An 18,596-nucleotide genomic window follows, 5' to 3' on the forward strand; every position below is an offset into this window, starting at 1 on the left:
AGTTCAGTAACATGGCCCACATGACGACGCCCCGGGTCCGCATGTCGCCGGACGCGCGCCGCGAGCAGCTCATCGAGCTCGGCGTGCAGCTGCTGGGGCGGCGTTCGCTGGAGGAGCTCTCGATCGAGGTGCTCGCCGAGGAGGCCGGGATCTCGCGCGGGCTGCTCTACCACTACTTCGGCGGCAAGCAGGAGTTCCACGTGGCCGTCGTGCGCCGCGCCGCCGACGACCTGTTCACCGTCACCGCCCCCCGGGGCAGCGGGAGCCCCCTGGAGCAGCTCGCCGGCTCGCTGGAGCGCTACGTCGACTACGTGCGCGACAACTACGAGGGCTACGTCTCGCTCGTGCGCGGCGCCGCCGGCGGCCACGAGGCGCTGCGCGAGATCTACGAGGAGTCCCGCACCGCGCTCACCGACCGCCTCTTCGACGGCGCCGTCGCGGAGGAGGCCTCCGACCTCGGCCTCACCGACACCCCCACCGTCCGCCTGCTGGTCCGCGGCTGGGCCGCCTTCATGGAGGAGGTCGTCGTCGAGTGGGTCCGCGACCCCCGCGGCGTCACCCGCGAGGAGCTCCTGCACACCCTCGTGGGCTCCCTCCCCGGCATCCTCGCCCCCCTCCGCCCCGCCTGACCCCGGGCTGGCGCCCGGGCGCGGGCGGTGGTCAGCGGCGCACGAAGACCCACAGCCTGAGCGCCACGAACCGGAGCACCGTGACGGCCAGGTTGGTCGCCGTGAGGACCAGCACCTCGGCCGTGGGGCCGGGGGAGGCGACCGCGTGGAGCAGGCTGAGGGCGCCGGTGGTGGCGGCGAGGCCGACGGCGAACAGCAGCAGGCCCTGCAGCTGGTGGCGCACCCGGTCGTGGGGGCCGCGGACGCCGAAGGTGAAGCGGCGGTTGGCGGCGGTGTTGCCGACCGCGGTGAGCAGCAGCGCCGTGGCGTTGGCCCACCAGGGCGACATCGGCCCGCGGAGCAGGACGTAGAGGACGGCGTACGCCAGGGTCGAGGCGAGGCCGACGACCACGAACATGCCGAGCTGCAGCCCGAGCCGTCCCCGGCCGGCCTCGGCGCTGGTCCGGCCCAGGCGCTCGCCGATCTCGCGCAGCGGGAGGGTGCCGCGCAGCAGCGCGGTGCCCAGACGGGCCACCCCGCGGAGGTCGGCGAGCGCGGTGCGGACCAGGTCGACGCTGCTGTCGGGGTCGTCGACCCAGTCCACCGGCACCTCGTGGATCCGCAGCCCCGACCGCTCGGCCACGACGAGCAGCTCGGTGTCGAAGAACCACGCGTCGTCGCGCACCAGCGGGAGCAGCTCGCGGGCGGCGTCGCGGCGGATCGCCTTGAACCCGCACTGGGCGTCGCTGAAGCGGGCGCGCAGCGTCTGGCGCAGGATCAGGTTGTAGCTGCGCGAGACCAGCTCCCGCTTGGCCCCCCGCTCCACCCGCGAGGTGCGGGCGAGCCGGGAGCCGATGGCGAGGTCGGAGTGGCCGCTGACCAGCGGGGCGACCAGGGGCAGCAGCGCCCGCAGGTCGGTGGACAGGTCGACGTCCATGTAGACGAGGACGTCGCTCGGCGACTCGCTCCACACCCGCTTGAGGGCCCGGCCGCGTCCCTTCTCGGCCAGGTGGACCACCGACACCTCGGGGTGCTGGTGGCTCAGCCGCCGGGCGATCATCGCCGTCTGGTCGGTGCTCGCGTTGTCCGCGATCGTGACGCGCGAGCTCCAGGGCAGCTCGCGCAGGTGCTCGAGCACCCGCTCCACCGAGGCGGCCAGCTGGGCCTCCTCGTCGTAGACGGGGATGACCACGTCGAGCACCGTCGCCGTCAGCGGCTCCCGGAGCCCGGCCCCGGGGGTGGCCCCCGGGGCGGGGGCGCCGGCCGGCTCGGCCGGCTCGAGCACCGCGCTCACTGCACGCCGCCCGAGAGGTCGTAGACGGTGGTGCCGCCGACGGTCGTGGCCCTGAAGCTGGCCTCGACCCAGGCGGCGATCTCGTTGCTGCTGTCGCCGCCGGGTCCGCCGCCCATGCCCCCGGAGGAGGCGATGAAGTAGTGGACCTGGCCGTCGGCGACGTACTGCTGGAACTGCGCGAGCGTCGGGCTCGGGTCGCTGCCGTTGAAGCCGCCGATCGCCATCACCGGCTCCTCGCTGGCCAGCTGGTAGCCGGAGGCGTTGTTGCTGCCCACGGCGGCGGCGGCCCAGGTGTAGCCGTCGGCGTCGGTCTGCAGCAGCGCGGTCATCTCGGCCGAGGAGGTGCTGCCGTTGAGCAGGCCGCCCGCCCCGCCGCCGGTCGCGCCGCCGGTGGTCGCCCCGGGAGGCGTGCCGCCGCGCATCCCGCCGGGACCACCACCCGTGCCGCCGGGACCACCGCCCGTGGAGGGGCCGGCCGTGGGGATGGAGCCGGTGTGGGGGGTGGCGGCGGTGCTGACGGCGTACGCCGCGGGGCCGGCGAGCCCGGCGACCAGGGCGACCGCCGCGGCGGCGACGGCCAGCCGACGGGGCAGGTGGCCGGCGACCGAGACGGCCAGGGCGCCGGCGAGACCGAGGACCAGCACGAGCCACTTCAGCCACGGCACGAAGTCGCCGGCCCGGTCGAGCAGGAACCACGCCAGCGCCGAGGTGAGCGCGACGGTGAAGGCGAGCACGCCGGAGGCGACGACCGAGTCGCGACGCTCCCACAGGACCCAGGCGCCGGTGCCGACCAGGACGGCGACGGCCGGGGCCAGCGCGACGGTGTAGTAGGCGTGGAAGATGCCGGCCATGAAGCTGAAGGTGAGGGCGGTGACGACGAGCCAGGTGCCCCACAGCACGAGGGCGGCGCCGACGCGGCGCTGACGGCGGGCGAACCACAGGGCGGCGGCACCGAGCACCAGGGCGGCGGGCAGCAGCCAGGCGATCTGGCCGCCGATCTCGCTGTCGAACAGGCGCAGCAGACCGGTCGTGCCCCAGCCGTTGCCGCCGCCGACCGAGCCGGTCTCGTCGCCGTTGAGCCGGCCGAGGCCGTTGTAGCCCAGGGTCAGCTCCAGGATCGAGTTGTCCTGCGAGCCGCCGATGTAGGGCCGGCTCGAGGCGGGCCACAGCTCGACGATCGCCACCCACCAGCCACCGGCCAGCACCATCGCGCCGAACGCGATCGCGAGGTGGCCGAGCTTCCTGCCCCAGGAGGTCTGCGCGAAGAGCAGGTAGGCCAGGCCGAGGGCCGGCAGCACGAGGAACGCCTGCAGCATCTTGGCCAGGAAGGCTGCGCCGACCAGGGCGCCGCCCAGCGCCACCCAGCGCACGGCGTGGCCGGTCGGGACGCGGGTCTCCTCGATGGCGCGCAGCGTGGCCATCGCGGACCCGACGAGCAGCAGCACGAGCAGGGCGTCGGGGTTGTTGAAGCGGAACATCAGCACGGCGACGGGGGTCAGCGCCATCACGGTGCCGGCGAGCAGGCCGGCCGCGGCCGATCCCGTCGTACGCCGGACCAGGCGGTGCAGCAGCCCGACCGTGGCCACGCCCATGAGCGCCTGCGGCACCAGGATGCTCCAGCTGGACAGCCCGAAGATCCGGATCGAGAGCGCCATCGGCCACAGCGCCAGCGGCGTCTTGTCGACCGTGATCGAGCTCGCGGCGTCGCTCGAGCCGAAGAAGAAGGCCTTCCAGGAGGCCGAGCCCGCCTGGGCGGCCGCCGAGTAGAAGGAGTTGGCCCAGCCGCTGGCGCCCAGGCCCCACAGGTAGAGCAGGGCCGTCGCCGCGAGCAGGCCGAGCAGCGCCGGGCGGGCCCACGCGGGGTCGTCCTGCGAGCCGCGCCAGGCGCGGGCCAGCCGGTCACGACCCCCGGTCGCGCCGGTGGCGGCTCGGGGTGGGGCGGTCAGGGGGGTGGTCGCCGGGGTCGCCCGCGCGTGGGGACCCGGGACGACGGTCCGGGGAAGGGTGCTCGTGGGTTCCATGGGGCAACCGTGGCGGCGCCGGCTGCGTGCCCCGTGTGGCTCGTCTGTGGCAGGCCTGTGAACGGCCCTCAGCGGGGCAGCGAGACCGTCAGGGTGGTGTCCCCGGGCCGCGAGTCGACCGAGGCACGACCGCGGTGGGCCTCGCTGATGGCGGCGACCAGCGAGAGACCGAGGCCGGCGCCGCCCGACGCGCGGGTGCGCGAGGAGTCGCCGCGCGTGAACCGCTCGAACGCGTGCTCCACCAGCGCCGGTGGGAAGCCGGGGCCGTCGTCGTGCACGCTCACCCGCACCTCGTCGCCCACCACGGCGGCGGCGACCGTGACGGTGGTGCCGGGCGGGGTGTGGGCGCGGGCGTTGCCGAGCAGGTTGCGCACCACCTGGTGGAGCCGGTTCTCGTCGCCGGTCACGGTCACCGGCTCGTCGGGCAGCTCCAGCTTCCAGTGGTGGGCGGGGGAGAGCACCCGTGCGTCGGTCACCGACTCGAGCAGCAGCAGGGTCACGTCGACCTCGGTGCGCTCCAGCGGTCGCCCGGAGTCCAGGCGGGCCAGGAGCAGCAGGTCCTCGACCAGGGCGGACATCCGGTCGGTCTCGGTCTCGACCTTGGTGAGGGCTCCCGACAGGGCGACCGGGTCGTCCGGCGTACGACGGGACAGCTCGGCGTACCCGTGGATGGTGGCCAGCGGCGTGCGCAGCTCGTGGGAGGCGTCGGCCACGAACTGGCGGACCTGCTGCTCGCTGCGGTGCCGGGCCTCCAGGGACGACTCGACGTGCACCAGCAGGCTGTTGAGCGCCGACCCGACCCGGCCCACCTCGGTGCGCTCGTCGGTGAGGTGGGCCGGCACCCGCTCGTCGAGGTCGATGTCGCCGGAGGCGAGGGGGAGCCGCGAGACCCGGTCGGCGGTGGCCGCGACCTCGTTGAGCGGCCGCAGCTGGCGGCGCACGACGACCGTGCCGAGCCCTGCGGCCACCCCCAGGCCCAGCAGGACCAGCAGTGCCTCGTAGCCGACCAGCGTGGCGACGGTCTCGTCGACCGGGTGCGTGGGCAGCCCGCTCACCACGACGGCGCCGTTGGACAGGGCCCGCGTGCTGACCCGGTAGGAGCCCAGGCCCGGCAGGTCCACGCCGTGGACGTCGTCGTCGGTCGGGACGTCGCCGAGGCGGGCCAGCGCGCGGCTGGAGAGGTCGCGCCGGGTGTTGCTGTCGCGCTGGAAGACCAGCCCGCCCGACGCGGTCGACGAGCCGGCCGGCTCCAGCACCGCGAAGATCGTGTTCGGCGCCTGGTTGCCGGGCCCGGGCGGTGGGCCGCCGTCGTCGGCGCCCCGGTTGTCGCGGTCGCCGTCGCCGAAGGCCCGGTTGAGCGAGGACTGGACGTCGCGGTCGAGCTGGGCGAGCTGCTGGTTGCGCAGCGCCACGGTGCTGACGGCCCCGATGAGGGCCGAGACGACCGCGACGAGCAGGACCGCGGTGACGACGAGCCGGGCGGTCAGGGTGCGGGGCGCCCGCATCAGCCGGCGTGCGCCGGCTGGTCGACCGGCTTCAGCACGTAACCCGCACCGCGCATGGTGTGGATCATCGGCGCCCGGCCCGCGTCGATCTTCTTGCGCAGGTAGGAGATGTAGAGCTCGACGACGTTGGCCTGGCCCCCGAAGTCGTAGTTCCAGACGCGGTCGAGGATCTGGGCCTTGCTCAGCACGCGGCGCGGGTTGCGCATCAGGAAGCGGAGCAGCTCGAACTCGGTCGCGGTCAGCGCGACCTGCTCGCCGCCGCGGCTCACCTCGTGGCTGTCCTCGTCCAGGACGAGGTCGCCGACCGTGAGGGTGGAGTCGCTGTCGGCCAGGCGGGCGCCGGCGCGGCGCATCAGCGCCCGCAGCCGGGCCACGACCTCCTCCAGCGAGAACGGCTTGGTGACGTAGTCGTCGCCGCCCGCCGTGAGCCCGGCCACGCGGTCCTCGACCGAGTCGCGGGCGGTGAGGAACAGCACGGGCACGTCGGGCGCCTCGACCCGCATCCGGCGCAGCACCTCCATGCCGTCGAAGTCGGGCAGCATCATGTCGAGCACCACCGAGTCGGGCCGGAACCGCTTGGCGGCGGCCACCGCCTTGCTGCCGGTGAGCGCCACCTCGACCTCCCACCCCTCGTAGCGCAGGGCCATGCGCAGCAGCTCCGCGATGTTCTCCTCGTCGTCGACGACCAGCACCCGCAGGGGCGAGCCGTCGGGGCGGGTCATCTCGGTGGCAGCGTTCTTCATGCCTCAACTGTGAGCCCGCTGTCCGTGCGAAGTCCATGCCTTCCCTGTGCGTGACCTGTGAGGTGGTGGCCACACCCGCAGGTGGCGGCCAGCCCGGCCACAGGGTCGTCACAGGTGCGCGTCCGAGGCTGCCACCCGTGGACGACGACACCCAGCCCCAGCGCCCCGTTCCCCCGGCCGTGCCCAGCAGGCCCGACGCCACCCCGGCGGTGCCGTCCGGTGCGCCCGCCGCCAACGAGCACGCCGTGCCGCTGCCGCCCCACGCCGTCGGCGCGGCCGCGGCCCGGCCCACCGCCCCGTCCCCGCGGGCCGGCCGGCTGCAGCGGCTGCGCGGTCTGCGCGGCGCCGCCGTGGTCGGTCTCGCCGCCGTGCTGCTCGGCTCGGCCGGTGGCGTCGCCATCGCCGCCGCGGGCAACGACGCCGACAGCGGCGGTGGTCCCGGCGGGAGCCGCTTCCAGCCGGGCCAGGGGCCGGGCCGGCAGGGACAGCAGCCGGGGTTCCAGCCCGGCCAGCAGCCGGGGTTCCAGCCCGGCCAGCAGCCGGGCACCCCACCGGGTCTCGACCGCGACGGGGATCCGGACGGGGATCGCGACGGGGACCACCCCGGGTTCGGGGACGGGGACGACGACGGCTCCGGCGGGTCGACCTCGACCACCTGAGGCCGGTCCGGGGCCCACCGGCTTGGAGCCCGGTCGCCGCTCCCGGCAGACTGGTGGGGCTGTGCGCATCCACTTCCCTCCCGACCTCCCCGTCTCGGGCCGCCGCGAGGACATCGCGGCGGCGGTCCGCGACCACCAGGTCGTCGTCGTCGCCGGTGAGACCGGGTCGGGCAAGACCACCCAGCTGCCGAAGATCGCGCTGGCCCTGGGGCGCGGCGAGTCGAAGATGATCGGCCACACCCAGCCGCGCCGGATCGCCGCGCGCAGCGTCGCCGAGCGGATCGCCGAGGAGCTGGGGACCGAGCTGGGGGAGACGGTCGGCTACCAGGTCAGGTTCACCGACCGCACCAGCAAGCAGAGCCGGGTCAAGGTGATGACCGACGGCATCCTGCTCGCCGAGCTGCAGCACGACCGCGAGCTCTCGCGCTACGACACCCTCATCATCGACGAGGCCCACGAGCGCAGCCTCAACATCGACTTCATCCTGGGCTACCTCAAGCGGCTGCTGCCGCGGCGGCCCGACCTCAAGGTCGTCATCACCTCGGCGACCATCGACCCGGAGCGCTTCGCCCAGCACTTCGCGGCCGCCGACGGCACGCCCGCGCCGATCATCGAGGTCTCGGGGCGCACCTACCCGGTGGAGGTGCGCTACCGACCGCTGCTCGAGGAGGTCTTCGAGGACGACGACGGCGAGCCGGTGCAGCGCGACCAGACCGAGGCGGTCGAGGACGCCGTCGCCGAGCTGATGCGTGACACCGCAGGCGACGTGCTGGTGTTCCTGCCCGGCGAGCGCGAGATCCGCGACACCGCCGACGCGCTCGCCCACCTCGCCGAGGGGCCGCGCGCGGTGCGGGGCGGCTTCGACGTCGTACCGCTCTACTCCCGGCTGTCGGCGGCCGAGCAGCACCGCGTCTTCGAGCGCCACACCCGGCGCCGGGTGGTGCTGGCCACCAACGTCGCCGAGACCTCGCTGACCGTCCCCGGCATCACCGGCGTCATCGACACCGGCCTGGCCCGCATCAGCCGGTGGTCCTCGCGGACCAAGGTGCAGCGGCTGCCCATCGAGGCGATCAGCCAGGCGAGCGCCCAGCAGCGCTCCGGCCGCTGCGGCCGCGTCGAGGCGGGAGTGGCGATCCGGCTCTACAGCCAGGAGGACTTCGAGTCCCGCCCGGAGTTCACCGAGCCGGAGATCCTGCGCACCTCGCTGGCCAGCGTGATCCTGCAGATGACCGCGCTGGGCCTGGGCCAGGTCGAGCGGTTCCCCTTCGTGGAGCCGCCCGACGGGCGCGCGGTGCGCGCGGGGGTGCAGCTGCTCGAGGAGCTCGGCGCCCTGGTGCCCTCCGACGGCGCGAAGGGCGCGCGGCGGGGGCCGCGGCTCACCCGGACGGGCCGGTCGCTGGCCCGGCTGCCCATCGACCCGCGGCTGGCGCGGATGATCCTCGAGGCGGAGCAGCTCGGCTGCCTGCGCGAGGTCCTGGTCATCACGGCCGCGCTGTCCATCCAGGACCCGCGCGAGCGTCCGGTGGAGCAGCGGGCCCAGGCCGACCAGCTGCACGCGCGCTTCCGCGACCCGCGCTCGGACTTCATGTCGCTGCTCCACCTGTGGCGCCACCTCAAGGCCCAGCAGCAGGAGATGGGCTCCAGCGCGTTCCGCCGGATGTGCCGCGCGGAGCACCTCAACTACCTGCGGATCCGGGAGTGGCAGGACTTCGAGTCCCAGCTGCGCCAGGTCGCCAAGCAGGTCGGGCTGTCGCCGGGCCGCGCGGCCGGGGCCGACGACCAGGTCGACGCCGACGCCGTCCACCAGGCGCTGCTCGCCGGGCTGCTGTCCCACATCGGGCTGCGCGACGCCGAGAAGCGCGACTACCTCGGCGCCCGCGGCACCCGGTTCTCGATCTTCCCGGGGTCGGGGCTGTTCAAGAAGCAGCCCGACCTGGTGATGGCCGCCGAGCTGGTCGAGACCTCGCGGCTCTACGCCCGCCAGAACGCCGCCATCGACCCCGCCTGGGCCGAGCGGCTGGCCGGCGACCTGGTCACGCGGACCCTGGCCGAGCCCCACTGGTCGAAGAAGCGCGAGGCCGCGATGGCCCACGAGCGGGTGACCCTGTACGGCGTGCCGCTGGTCGCCGACCGGCTCGTCGCCCTCGGCTCCCGCCAGCCCGAGCTGGCCCGCGAGCTGTTCATCCGCCACGCCCTCGTGGGCAACGAGTGGCGCACCCGCCACAAGTTCTTCGAGACCAACCGGCAGCTGCTCGACGAGGCCGCCGAGCTGGAGAACCGCGCCCGCCGCCGCGACATCGTGGTCGACGAGGAGACGCTCTTCGACTTCTACGACGCCCGGATCCCGGCGGACGTCGTCTCGGGCGGGCACTTCGACGGCTGGTGGAAGCAGGAGCGCCGCCGCCGCCCCGACCTGCTGACCTTCGACCCCGACATGCTGGTCAACGACGTCGCCGGCGAGGTCACCGACCGCGACTTCCCCGACGCGTGGCAGGAGGGACCCCTGACGTTCTCGCTCAGCTACCACTTCGAGCCCGGCGCCAGCGACGACGGCGTCACGGTCGACGTGCCGCTGGCCACCCTCAACACCGTCGGCCCGGCGCCCTTCACCTGGAACGTGCCCGGCCTGCGCCACGAGCTGGTCACCGCCCTGATCCGGTCGCTGCCCAAGCAGCTGCGCGTCAACTTCGTGCCGGCGCCGGACTTCGCCCGCCGCTTCCTCGACGTCGCGCCGCCCGGCGAGGAGGAGCTGCTCGACTCGCTCTCGCGCCACCTGCGCTCGATGACCGGGGTCCACGTGCCGCGCGACGCGTGGGACATGACCAAGGTGCCGGCCCACCTGCGCCCCACCTTCCGCGTGCTCGGGGAGGCCGACGAGGAGGTCGCGGTCGGCAAGGACCTCGACGCCCTCAAGAAGCCGCTGCGTCCCTCGTTCGACCGCGCCGTGCAGCAGGTCGCCTCCGAGTCCGGCGTCGGTGGCACCGGCCAGACGTCGTGGACCTTCGGCACGGTCGAGCCGTCGTTCACCCGCTCGCGCGCCGGCCACGAGGTCCGGGTCTACCCGACGCTGGTCGACGAGGGCGCCACGGTCGGCCTGGTGGTCGCCGCCTCGGCCGTCGAGCAGGAGGCCCAGCACCGGCTCGGCGTACGGCGCCTGCTGCTGCTCGCCGTGCCGTCACCGTCCGCGAAGCTGGCCGACGGTCTCGACAACACCCAGAAGCTCGGCCTCGCGGCCTCGCCGTACCCCTCGGCGCGCGCGCTCATCGACGACTGCGTCGTGGCCGCCGCGGGCGACCTCGTCGACCAGACCCCGCACGTGCGCGACCAGGCGGCCTTCGACGCGCTGGTCGAGCGGGCCCGGCGCGAGCTGCCCGAGCGCTCCGCCGCCGTGCTGCAGCAGGTGCTCCGCGTGCTGGCCGCCTGGCGACCGGTCGACAAGGCGCTGCGCGGCCGGGTCGAGATGGCCGCCCTGCCCGCCATGAACGACCTGCAGTCCCAGCTCGGCCGGCTCGTCGCCCCCGGCTTCGTCGCCGACGCCGGGGCGGAGGCGCTGCGCCACTACCCGCGCTACCTCGCCGCGATGCTGGCCCGCGTCGAGCGCCTCGGCGACCTCAGCCGCGACCGCGACCTGATGGCCCGCGTCGCCGGGCTCCAGCAGGCTTGGGAGAGCCGCGTCGCCGCCCTGCCCGCGGGCCGGCCGCCCACGGCCGACGTCCGGCGGGTGCGGTGGATGCTCGAGGAGTACCGCGTCAGCCTCTGGGCCCAGCACCTCGGCACCGCCCAGCCCGTCTCCGACGCCCGCATCCGCAAGGCGCTCGACGCCGCCGGGTGACGCCCGGGCCAGGGTGCTCACCCCGCGGCACCGAGGACGCGCAGACTCCTGTCTCAAAGGGCCGCGGCGGACGGTGGGGCCTGGCCGTTCGGTCCCTGAGGATGGACGGAATCTGTCTCGAAGGGCCAGCGGGCGTGATCGGGGAGTCCTGCTGTCGCCTGGTGGCAGTGATCCTCCCCGTCGGGGGTGGGGGTCGCTTCGAAGCGGGCCTGGCGGCCCTCCTCAGCCAGCGAGGGCGGCGGCAGGTCGGTCCCTGAGGAAGGACGCAGTCCTGTCTCGAAGGCCCGGTCCGGCCCGGGGCGTGCCGGTGACCCCGATCAGCCTGGCTGGTCGGGGTCCGGGGGTGGACCAGGTCGTCGAGTGGTGGCAGGTGAATTCTCGCTGCCTGGGCTGTCTTCCTTGCCTGGCTGGCTGCCTCGCTGCCTGGGCCGGCCTGGTTGACCCGGCCCTTCGAGACGCGACTTCGTCGCTCCTCAGGGACCGGGACGTGTCCGACCCGAACCGGCACCTCAGGGGCCGGGACGTGGCCGATCCGAACCGGTAACTCAGGGCCGGGACGTGGCCGATCCGAGCCGGTACATCAGGGGCCGGGACGGGGCCGATCCGACGTGGTCGTCACGAGGCCGGGTGCCGGCTGTGCCCCGCACCGCGTCGGTGCAGCCACCACCCGACGACCAGCAGGAGGGCACCGGAGGCGAGGAAGCCGAGGTCCCACGCGAGCGGGGCGCCGAGGTCGTCCCGGACGTGGTGCACGCCGAGGAGCTGGTGGTTCACCAGGCCCTCGACGAGGTTGAACCCACCCCACCCGGCGAGGAGCAGCCCGAGGTGGAACGACCAGCGGGGGCGACCCGGTCCTGGCGCCAGGCCGAGACCGTGCCCAGGGAGCCGGCGAGCACGAGCACCCACGTGGCGACGTGGAAGAAGCCGTCGGCCAGCGTGTTCGCCTCCAGGCCCGCGACGGTCGTCACCGGCGTGCCGGGACGGGCACCCAGGAGGTGGTGCCACTGCAGGACCTGGTGGAGCACGATCCCGTCGACGAAGCCGCCGAGGCCCAGACCCAGCAGCAGGCCGGGCCAGCGCGAGGGCGGCCGGCGGGTGGACCGGGGCGCGGAGCGGGTGTCGGCCATGGGGTGACGTACCCGGTGCGACGACCTACAGCCAGGGGCGGGCGGCGTCGACGACGGCGTCGAAGGTGGACCGGTCGAGCGCGGCCCCCTCCCGGCGCACGCCGTCGGGGTCGAGCCGCAGCAGCCGGTCGAGCCGGACCTCGCTGGGGCGCCGCTGGGAGTCCCAGGCGCCGGACCCGACGTCCATCCACTCGCGTCCGGCGCGGCGCTCCTGGGCGGCGTCGCGGTCGTGGTCCTTCGAGGTCAGCATGAGGGCGAGCAGGTCGCGGCCCTCGGTGCCGACGACGAGCACGGGGCGGTCCTTGCCCTGCGAGGCGTCCTCCTCGTAGGGCACCCACGCCCAGCAGACCTCGCCGGGGTCGGGGCGGCCGTCCGCGCGGGCGTCCCACCCGATGCTGCGGCCGGTGGGCGCCTGGTCGTCGGGGCGCGGCGGGGCTCCCGCACGCCGGGGCCTCAAGGCCGTGTTGAGCGCCGAGCGCAGCGCACCGCGGGGGATCAGCGGGGTGAGGGCCCGGAGCTGGGCCAGTCGGATCTTCACGGTCCGGCCTCCAGAAGTAGTGCGCCGGACCGGGAGCGCCTCACGGCGCGTGGCCGCTCGTAGCGGCTAATTGTGGGACCCGGGGCTGCCGCGGTCCGGCGCAGTGCCCACCCTACAAGCGAGGCGGCTGACAGGCACGGTGATCCGGTGCGAGAGGTGTCACGTGCCGTCGCGGGAACACGACGCCGCGGCCTCAGCCGAGCTGGCCCTCGAGCTCGAGGTGGGCGGCGCGCTGGAGCTGCTCGGAGAGCGTGAGCAGCCGGGCCGCCGACAGGTCCGAGGCGTACGACGCGGCAGGGCTGGTGTCGCTGACCCGGCCGGCCGCGGCGACCCGCGCGAAGGCCGACGCGCGGAAGAGGGTGTCCGCGAGGTCGCCGACCACCACGCCGCTGAGCACCTCGTCGACCAGGGCCCGGACCTCGTCGGGGCCGGGGGGCTCGACCACGCCGGAGACCACCTCGGCCACGGGGACGTGGCGGCGGCCGGCGTCGAACTCGGCCGCGGCGGTGCGCGGGTCGGCGTACACCCAGCTGCGGAGCAGGTAGAGCCGCCACAGCGCGCCCGCCAGCGAGTCGGCAGCCGCGCCCGACCAGAGCTCGGCCAGCGTCTCGAGGCCCTCCTGGTCCGCGAGGTGGACGACCCGGGCGACGAGCTCCTCGTCGCCGCGCTCGCGCGCCCCGCGCACCAGCGCGGTCGCGGCGCGGTCGGCCGCCTCGCTCAGGGTGGCGGGGTCGGTGGTGCCCTCGATGGACTCGAAGTGGCGCGCGCCCGGCAGGGAGGGGCGGTGGTGACGGCGCTCGGTCATCAGCCCATCTTGGCCGCTGCCCGCTGCAGCCCGCGCTCGAGGGGGTCGCGGCCGGGGGCGTAGTTGTGGTCCTCGCCGGCGTGGTCCATCCTCAGCAGCACCATCCGCGAGCCCGAGACAGCCATGCCCAAGGACTCCCAGCGACCGACGCCGTCCTCCTCCCAGCTGACGAGGTAGAACCACCCGCGACCCTGTCCGAGGGGCACGTCGGTGCGCGCGCGGACCCGGGCGCCCTCGCCCGGGACCCGGCTGCTGCACCCCTGTCGCCACGAGTCGAGCACGGCGGCGGCGCGGCTGGCGTTCTTCGGGTCCGGGAAGTCGAGGACCTGCTGGGCCGCGTCGTCCTCGGCGTGGGCGAAGGTGCGCTCGACGCCGCTGTCCGCGCCGATCGTGAGGGCGTCGAAGCGGGCGCAGACGCCGAAGGCCTCCGACCCGACCGGGCGGGTGCGCACGACCGACCAGGGCGCCTCGTCGTTGAGCCGCGGCAGCTCGGCGGCCGAGAGCAGCACCGACGACGCGGGAGCGGGCGCGGGCGGCGCCGTCGGGGAGGGGGCCGTCGAGGCGCTGGGCGAGGCCGACGGGGTGGCGGAGGCGGTCGGACCCTGGCTCGGGGTCGCCTCGGGGGTCGCGGTCGCAGTCGGGGTGGGCGAGGCGGTCGCCGTGGTCGGGGTCTCGCTGGGGGTGGCCGAGGCCGAGGGGCTCGCGTCCTCGGTGCCCGCAGCCGACGGGGTGGTGTCCTCGCCCCCGCACGCCGTGGCGCCGAGGGCGAGCAGGAGCAGGGGCGCGAGCGCGCGGGCGCGGCCGCGCGTGGCCGGGCGCGTGGTGCGCGTGGGGTGCATGTGCCCAGGGTAGGCGCGTGGGACTCGCTCCGCCGGGCGATGACGAAGCCGTGGCGCGTCCCGATATCGTGACGGCGACCGAGCACCCGGACGGGTGAGGCTCAGGGGTCGCGAGGCACGAGAGGGGCACACACGGATGCGGGTCGGGTGGTCGCTACGTCGGTCGGTGGTGGCCACGGCCGCGCTGGCGGTGCTCACGGCCACGGCCGCCTGCACGTCCACCGAGCAGGAGCCGCCGGCGGCGGAGCCGACCCCCTCGTCGTCCTCCTCGTCCTCGCCGACCCAGGACGCCGTCGTCCTCGCGGTCTACGGCCCCGACGAGGTCACCGACGTCTACCGCTCGCTCGCCGCTACCTGGACCAGCCAGCACCCCGACCGCCCGGTCCGCGTCAAGGCGTACGCCGACCACGCCGAGGCCATGTCGGCCCTGGTCCGGCTGCGCTCGGAGGGCAAGGCGCCCGACCTCTTCCTGGCCGGACGAGAGGACCTCGCCGACCTGATGCAGACCAAGGCCGTGCGCCGCGTCGACGACCTGCTCGCCCAGCGCCAGGTCGACTTCGGTGACGGCTTCAACCGCACCGGGCTCGAGGCCTTCAGCGACCAGGCCGCGCTGCAGTGCATGCCCGTCGACGTCTCGCCGCTGGTCGTCTACTACAACCCCAAGCTCATCGAGCTCGACGAGATCGCCGAGCCGGGGCGCCGCCCCATCACCCAGGAGCGGGGCTGGACCCTCGAGGAGTTCGCCCGCGCCGCGGAGCAGCCGCGCCGCCCGGGCGTGCGCGGTCTCTACGTCGAGCCGCAGCTGGACCAGGTCGCGCCCTTCGTGTTCTCCGGCGGCGGCGAGGTCGTCGACGACACCGCCGACCCGACCACGCTGACGCTGTCCGACGACGCCAGCCGCGACGCGCTCGAGCAGCTGCTCGAGGTGGTCCGCAACCCGGCGCTGACCTTCGGCCAGGACGCCATCGCGAAGCGCTCGGCGCTGCAGCGGTTCGAGGAGGGCAAGCTCGGCATGCTGCTGGGCTACCGCGACCTGACCGCGGAGCTGCGCACCCGGCCCAGCCTCACCTTCGACGTGATGCCGCTGCCGTCCCTGGGCAGCGGTGCGACCGTCGCCCGCATCACCGGCGCGTGCTTGTCGGCCGACTCCGACCAGCAGGACACCGCCGCGGACTTCCTGGCCACGATGATCTCCCAGGAGAGCCAGGACGCCCTGGCGGCGACCGGGTTCACCATGCCCGCCAACCTGGCCAGCCTCAACGACGAGGCGTTCCTGCAGACCGGCCAGCGGCCGCTGCACTCCCAGGTGTTCGTGCGCGAGGTCCGCGACATCGAGCTGCTGCCCAGCACGACCCGGTGGGTCGACGTGCTGCAGGTGGCCGGCGCCCAGCTGACCGACCTGTTCGACGAGCCGGTCATCGACCCGCTCGAGGAGCGGCTCACCGCGCTCGACGCCGCCTCGGTGCCGCTGCTCGACCCCGACGCCGACCCCAGCCAGCAGCCCACGCCGTCGGACCCCTCCAGCAGCAGCACGCCGTAGTCGGGCCGCGGACGGCTCAGGCCGTCGGGGTGCCCGGCGCGGCCGGGGTGTCGTCGGGCAGCGCGGGGTGCAGGATCGCCTCGGCCAGCAGCGGCGCCGTGATCCGCACCTGCCAGCCTCGGGCGCCCAGGGCCGAGAGATCGGCCCCGACCGCGGCCTCCACCGCGGCGTGGTCGGCGTCGGGCGCGACCACGGGCGGCTTCCACATCACGCGCCGCAGGTAGTCCGGCGTCAGCAGGTTCTCGACCGGGACGTCGTGCTCCTCGGCGTACGCCGTCACCAGGTCGCGCGCGACCGCCAGCCGGCCCGCGGCCACGGGGTCGCGCTCGGCCCACACCCGCGGCGCGGGCGGAGCGTCGGAGCGCATCGTCAGCGGGGGCAGCTCGGAGTCGGCGAGGGCGCGGGCGTCGTCGAGCGCGGCCAGCCAGCGGTCGGCGTGGCGGCGGGCACCTCGGCCGTGGAAGCCCGGGGTGTCGAGCAGCGCCTGGCGGGTGGTCGGCATGGCGTTGGCCGCGGCGATCATGGCGGCGTCGGGGACGAGCCGGCCCGGCGTGGTGTCGCGCTCCTGGGCGATCGCGTCGCGGGCCGTCCAGAGCTCGCGCACCGCCGCCAGGCCGCGGCGGCCCTTGGCCTTGTGGATGCCCGAGGTGCGGCGCCAGGGCTCGGCCCGCGGGGCGGGCACGTGCTCCATCAGGTGGGCGAACTCCTCCTCGGCCCACTGCTGCTTCTCGGACTCCGCCAGCTGGGCGGCGATCACGTCGCGGAGCTCGACGAGCACCTCGACGTCGAGGGCGGCGTACTCCAGCCACGGTGTCGGCAGAGGTCGCTTCGACCAGTCGACCGCGGAGTGCTCCTTGCGCATCGTGCGACCCATGATCACCTCGACGAGCGTGGCCAGGCCGACGCGCGGGTAACCCAGCAGCCGGGCCGCGAGCTCGGTGTCGAACAGGGCGCGGGGGTGCAGGCCGAGCTCGCGCAGGCACGGCAGGTCCTGGCTGGCGGCGTGCAGGATCCACTCCGCGTCGCCGATGGCCGCGTCGAGGTCGCGCAGGTCCTCGAAGGCGATCGGGTCGATGAGGGCGGTGCCACTGCCCTCGCGGCGCAGCTGGATCAGGTAGGCCCGCGAGGAGTAGCGGTAGCCCGAGGCCCGCTCGGCGTCGAGGGCGACCGGGCCGGTGCCGGCGGCCACGCGGCGCACGACGTCGGCCAGCGCCTCGGGGGTGTCGACGATGTCGGGGAGGCCGTCGCGCAGGGTCAGCAGCGGCGGCGGTGCGGGCGCCTCGACGGCGACCTCGGTGGCAGCCGGGCCGGTGGGCTCGGTGGGCTCGACGGGGTGGTCGGACGGGACGACGGGTGCCGGCATCAGGCCGGGCCGCGTTGTCCACGACGCGAGGGCATCACCGCGACGCCCTCGGGCACTGGCGGCAGGCCCACGGCGGCGCACAGCAGCTCGCCCCACGCCTCGACGTGCGGGGTGAGGTCGCCCGACGGCGACCACGACGCCCGGATCTCGAGCTGGGCGGTCGCGGGCTCGTCGGACATGCCGCCGAAGCTCTCGGAGCTGACGCAGGTGACGCTGCCCGAGGGCACGGCGTACTCCGCGCCGTGGGCCTCGAGCGCCTCCACCAGCCAGGTCCAGCCGACCTCGGCGAGCATCGGGTCGCTGACCAGCTCGGGGTCGATCTCGGCGCGGGCGTAGGCCACGCAGCGGAAGGTGCCGTCCCACGCGTCGTTGCCGGCGGGGTCGTGCAGCAGCACGAGCCGTCCGGAGCCGACGTCCTCGCCGTCCACCGTCACGTCGGCCGACAAGGCCGACGCGTGGGGGGCGATGCGCTGGGGGGCCGGCATCTGCTCGACGAACAGCTCGGGTCGGAAGCGCGCCGTCTGCATCTGGGCCACGGCACGCCGGAAGTCGGAGGGTGCAGCCGCAGGCTCGAGGCGCGGGTGATCAGGTGCCGCCATGGCCTCAGGGTAGGCCGGATCCGCCATCCCCGGGTCTCGACTCGCCGCCTGACCTGGGAGGATCGGGGCATGCCCGCCGCCTCGACGACCGACCCCGCGCTGCACGCGTCCGCCTTCCTCTCCGCCGCCCGCGGCGAGCCCGTCACCCACACGCCCGTGTGGTTCATGCGCCAGGCCGGCCGCTCCCTCCCGGAGTACCGCGCGCTGCGCGAGGGCGTGAGCATGCTCGAGTCGTGCATGCGGCCCGACCTGGTCGTCGAGATCACGCTCCAGCCCGTGCGCCGCTACGGCGTCGACGCCGCGATCTTCTTCTCCGACATCGTGCTGCCGCTCAAGGCCGTCGGGGTCGACCTCGACATCACGCCGGGCGTCGGCCCCGTGGTCGCCTCGCCGGTGCGCACGCTGGCCGACGTCGAGGCCATCCCCGACCTGACCCCCGAGCACGTCGGCTTCGTCACCGAGTCGGTCCGGGCGCTGGTGGGCGAGCTGGGGGCGACGCCGCTCATCGGCTTCGCGGGGGCGCCCTTCACGGTGGCCTCCTACCTGGTGGAGGGCGGCCCCTCGAAGGACCACGCCCGCACCAAGGCGATGATGTTCGGCGCCCCCGAGGTGTGGGCGGCGCTGATGGCCAAGATCGCCGGCATCGCCGCGGCGTACCTCGAGGTCCAGGTGGAGGCCGGTGCCTCCGCCGTGCAGCTGTTCGACTCGTGGGCGGGCGCGGTCTCGCGCGCCGACTACGAGCAGCACGTGATGCCGTGGTCCGCGCAGGTGCTGGAGCGGATCGGTGCGACCGGCGTCCCCCGGATCCACTTCGGCGTCGGCACCGGCGAGATCCTCGACCTCATGGGCGCGGCCGGCGCCGACGTCGTGGGCGTCGACTGGCGGGTGCCGCTGGCGGCCGGCATCGAGCGCGCGGGCGGCCGGGCGGTCCAGGGCAACCTCGACCCCACCCTGGTCTTCGCGCCCACCGAGGTGATGCTCGAGCGGGCCCGCGAGGTCGTCGAGGTCGGCCGCACCGCGCCGGGCCACGTGTTCAACCTGGGCCACGGCGTCATCCCCGCCACCGACCCCGACCAGCTCGCCCGGCTGACCGACTTCGTCCACGAGGTCTCCCAGCGCTGAG

14 protein-coding genes and 1 pseudogene are annotated in these 18,596 nt (G+C 74.9%); 5 read left to right on the forward strand and 10 right to left on the reverse strand.

Annotated elements, in window-relative coordinates:
• Positions 1-20 precede the first annotated feature (20 nt).
• Positions 21-629, forward strand: a complete 609-nt coding sequence (locus BLU55_RS03165) for a TetR/AcrR family transcriptional regulator (protein ID WP_231917023.1) — start codon at positions 21-23, stop codon at positions 627-629.
• A 31-nt stretch (positions 630-660) separates the two neighbouring features.
• On the opposite strand, the gene BLU55_RS03170 is transcribed toward BLU55_RS03165, so the two are convergent.
• From BLU55_RS03170 to BLU55_RS03185, 4 genes are all read right to left on the reverse strand, one after another.
• Positions 661-1,902, reverse strand: a complete 1,242-nt coding sequence (locus tag BLU55_RS03170; protein WP_231917024.1) for a bifunctional glycosyltransferase family 2/GtrA family protein — start codon at positions 1,900-1,902, stop codon at positions 661-663.
• A complete protein-coding gene (locus BLU55_RS03175; RefSeq protein WP_091725982.1) occupies positions 1,899-3,923 on the reverse strand; it encodes an ArnT family glycosyltransferase in 2,025 nt (674 codons plus the stop codon). The genes BLU55_RS03170 and BLU55_RS03175 overlap by 4 nt, the downstream gene beginning before the upstream one ends.
• Before the next feature lie 68 nt (positions 3,924-3,991).
• Complete coding sequence (locus BLU55_RS03180; protein WP_091725985.1) at positions 3,992-5,428, reverse strand: sensor histidine kinase; 1,437 nt, start codon at positions 5,426-5,428, stop codon at positions 3,992-3,994.
• Positions 5,428-6,171: a response regulator transcription factor gene (locus BLU55_RS03185; RefSeq protein ID WP_091725988.1), complete on the reverse strand. Its 744-nt coding sequence runs from the start codon at positions 6,169-6,171 to the stop codon at positions 5,428-5,430. Before BLU55_RS03185 ends, BLU55_RS03180 begins: the two co-directional genes overlap by 1 nt.
• A gap of 137 nt (positions 6,172-6,308) precedes the next feature.
• Here BLU55_RS03185 and BLU55_RS03190 point away from each other — a divergent pair, with 137 nt between their 5' ends.
• Both BLU55_RS03190 and hrpA read left to right on the forward strand, forming a co-directional pair.
• Positions 6,309-6,830, forward strand: a complete 522-nt coding sequence (locus tag BLU55_RS03190) for a hypothetical protein (protein ID WP_091725990.1) — start codon at positions 6,309-6,311, stop codon at positions 6,828-6,830.
• A 61-nt stretch (positions 6,831-6,891) separates the two neighbouring features.
• Positions 6,892-10,662: an ATP-dependent RNA helicase HrpA gene (hrpA, locus tag BLU55_RS03195; protein WP_091725993.1), complete on the forward strand. Its 3,771-nt coding sequence runs from the start codon at positions 6,892-6,894 to the stop codon at positions 10,660-10,662.
• A 615-nt stretch (positions 10,663-11,277) separates the two neighbouring features.
• Here hrpA and BLU55_RS19835 read toward each other — a convergent pair.
• From BLU55_RS19835 to BLU55_RS03215, 4 genes and pseudogenes are all read right to left on the reverse strand, one after another.
• Positions 11,278-11,789 (reverse strand): annotated as a pseudogene (locus BLU55_RS19835) (DUF2243 domain-containing protein).
• Positions 11,790-11,814: 25 nt separating this feature from the next.
• Positions 11,815-12,327 carry a type II toxin-antitoxin system PemK/MazF family toxin gene (locus tag BLU55_RS03205; protein WP_231917027.1) on the reverse strand — a complete coding sequence of 171 codons (513 nt, stop codon included), beginning with the start codon at positions 12,325-12,327 and terminating at the stop codon, positions 11,815-11,817.
• 193 nt (positions 12,328-12,520) lie between these two features.
• Entirely contained in the window at positions 12,521-13,132 is a 612-nt protein-coding gene (locus BLU55_RS03210; protein WP_091725995.1) for a hypothetical protein, read from the reverse strand.
• Entirely contained in the window at positions 13,132-13,971 is an 840-nt protein-coding gene (locus BLU55_RS03215; RefSeq protein ID WP_091725998.1) for a hypothetical protein, read from the reverse strand. Before BLU55_RS03215 ends, BLU55_RS03210 begins: the two co-directional genes overlap by 1 nt.
• Before the next feature lie 166 nt (positions 13,972-14,137).
• Here BLU55_RS03215 and BLU55_RS03220 point away from each other — a divergent pair, with 166 nt between their 5' ends.
• Positions 14,138-15,511 carry an ABC transporter substrate-binding protein gene (locus BLU55_RS03220; RefSeq protein WP_157682708.1) on the forward strand — a complete coding sequence of 458 codons (1,374 nt, stop codon included), beginning with the start codon at positions 14,138-14,140 and terminating at the stop codon, positions 15,509-15,511.
• Positions 15,512-15,527: 16 nt separating this feature from the next.
• On the opposite strand, the gene BLU55_RS03225 is transcribed toward BLU55_RS03220, so the two are convergent.
• Complete coding sequence (locus tag BLU55_RS03225) at positions 15,528-16,874, reverse strand: HRDC domain-containing protein (RefSeq protein WP_091726004.1); 1,347 nt, start codon at positions 16,872-16,874, stop codon at positions 15,528-15,530.
• Positions 16,874-17,473 (reverse strand): DUF3000 domain-containing protein, encoded by a 600-nt coding sequence (locus BLU55_RS03230; RefSeq protein ID WP_091726007.1) that lies wholly within the window; start codon positions 17,471-17,473, stop codon positions 16,874-16,876. Before BLU55_RS03230 ends, BLU55_RS03225 begins: the two co-directional genes overlap by 1 nt.
• Before the next feature lie 69 nt (positions 17,474-17,542).
• Between BLU55_RS03230 and hemE the strand changes: the two genes are divergently transcribed.
• Positions 17,543-18,595 carry a uroporphyrinogen decarboxylase gene (gene hemE / locus BLU55_RS03235; protein ID WP_091726009.1) on the forward strand — a complete coding sequence of 351 codons (1,053 nt, stop codon included), beginning with the start codon at positions 17,543-17,545 and terminating at the stop codon, positions 18,593-18,595.
• Position 18,596 lies beyond the last annotated feature (1 nt).

Source organism: Nocardioides scoriae (assembly GCF_900104965.1).
In the GTDB taxonomy this organism is placed as follows: domain Bacteria; phylum Actinomycetota; class Actinomycetes; order Propionibacteriales; family Nocardioidaceae; genus Marmoricola; species Marmoricola scoriae.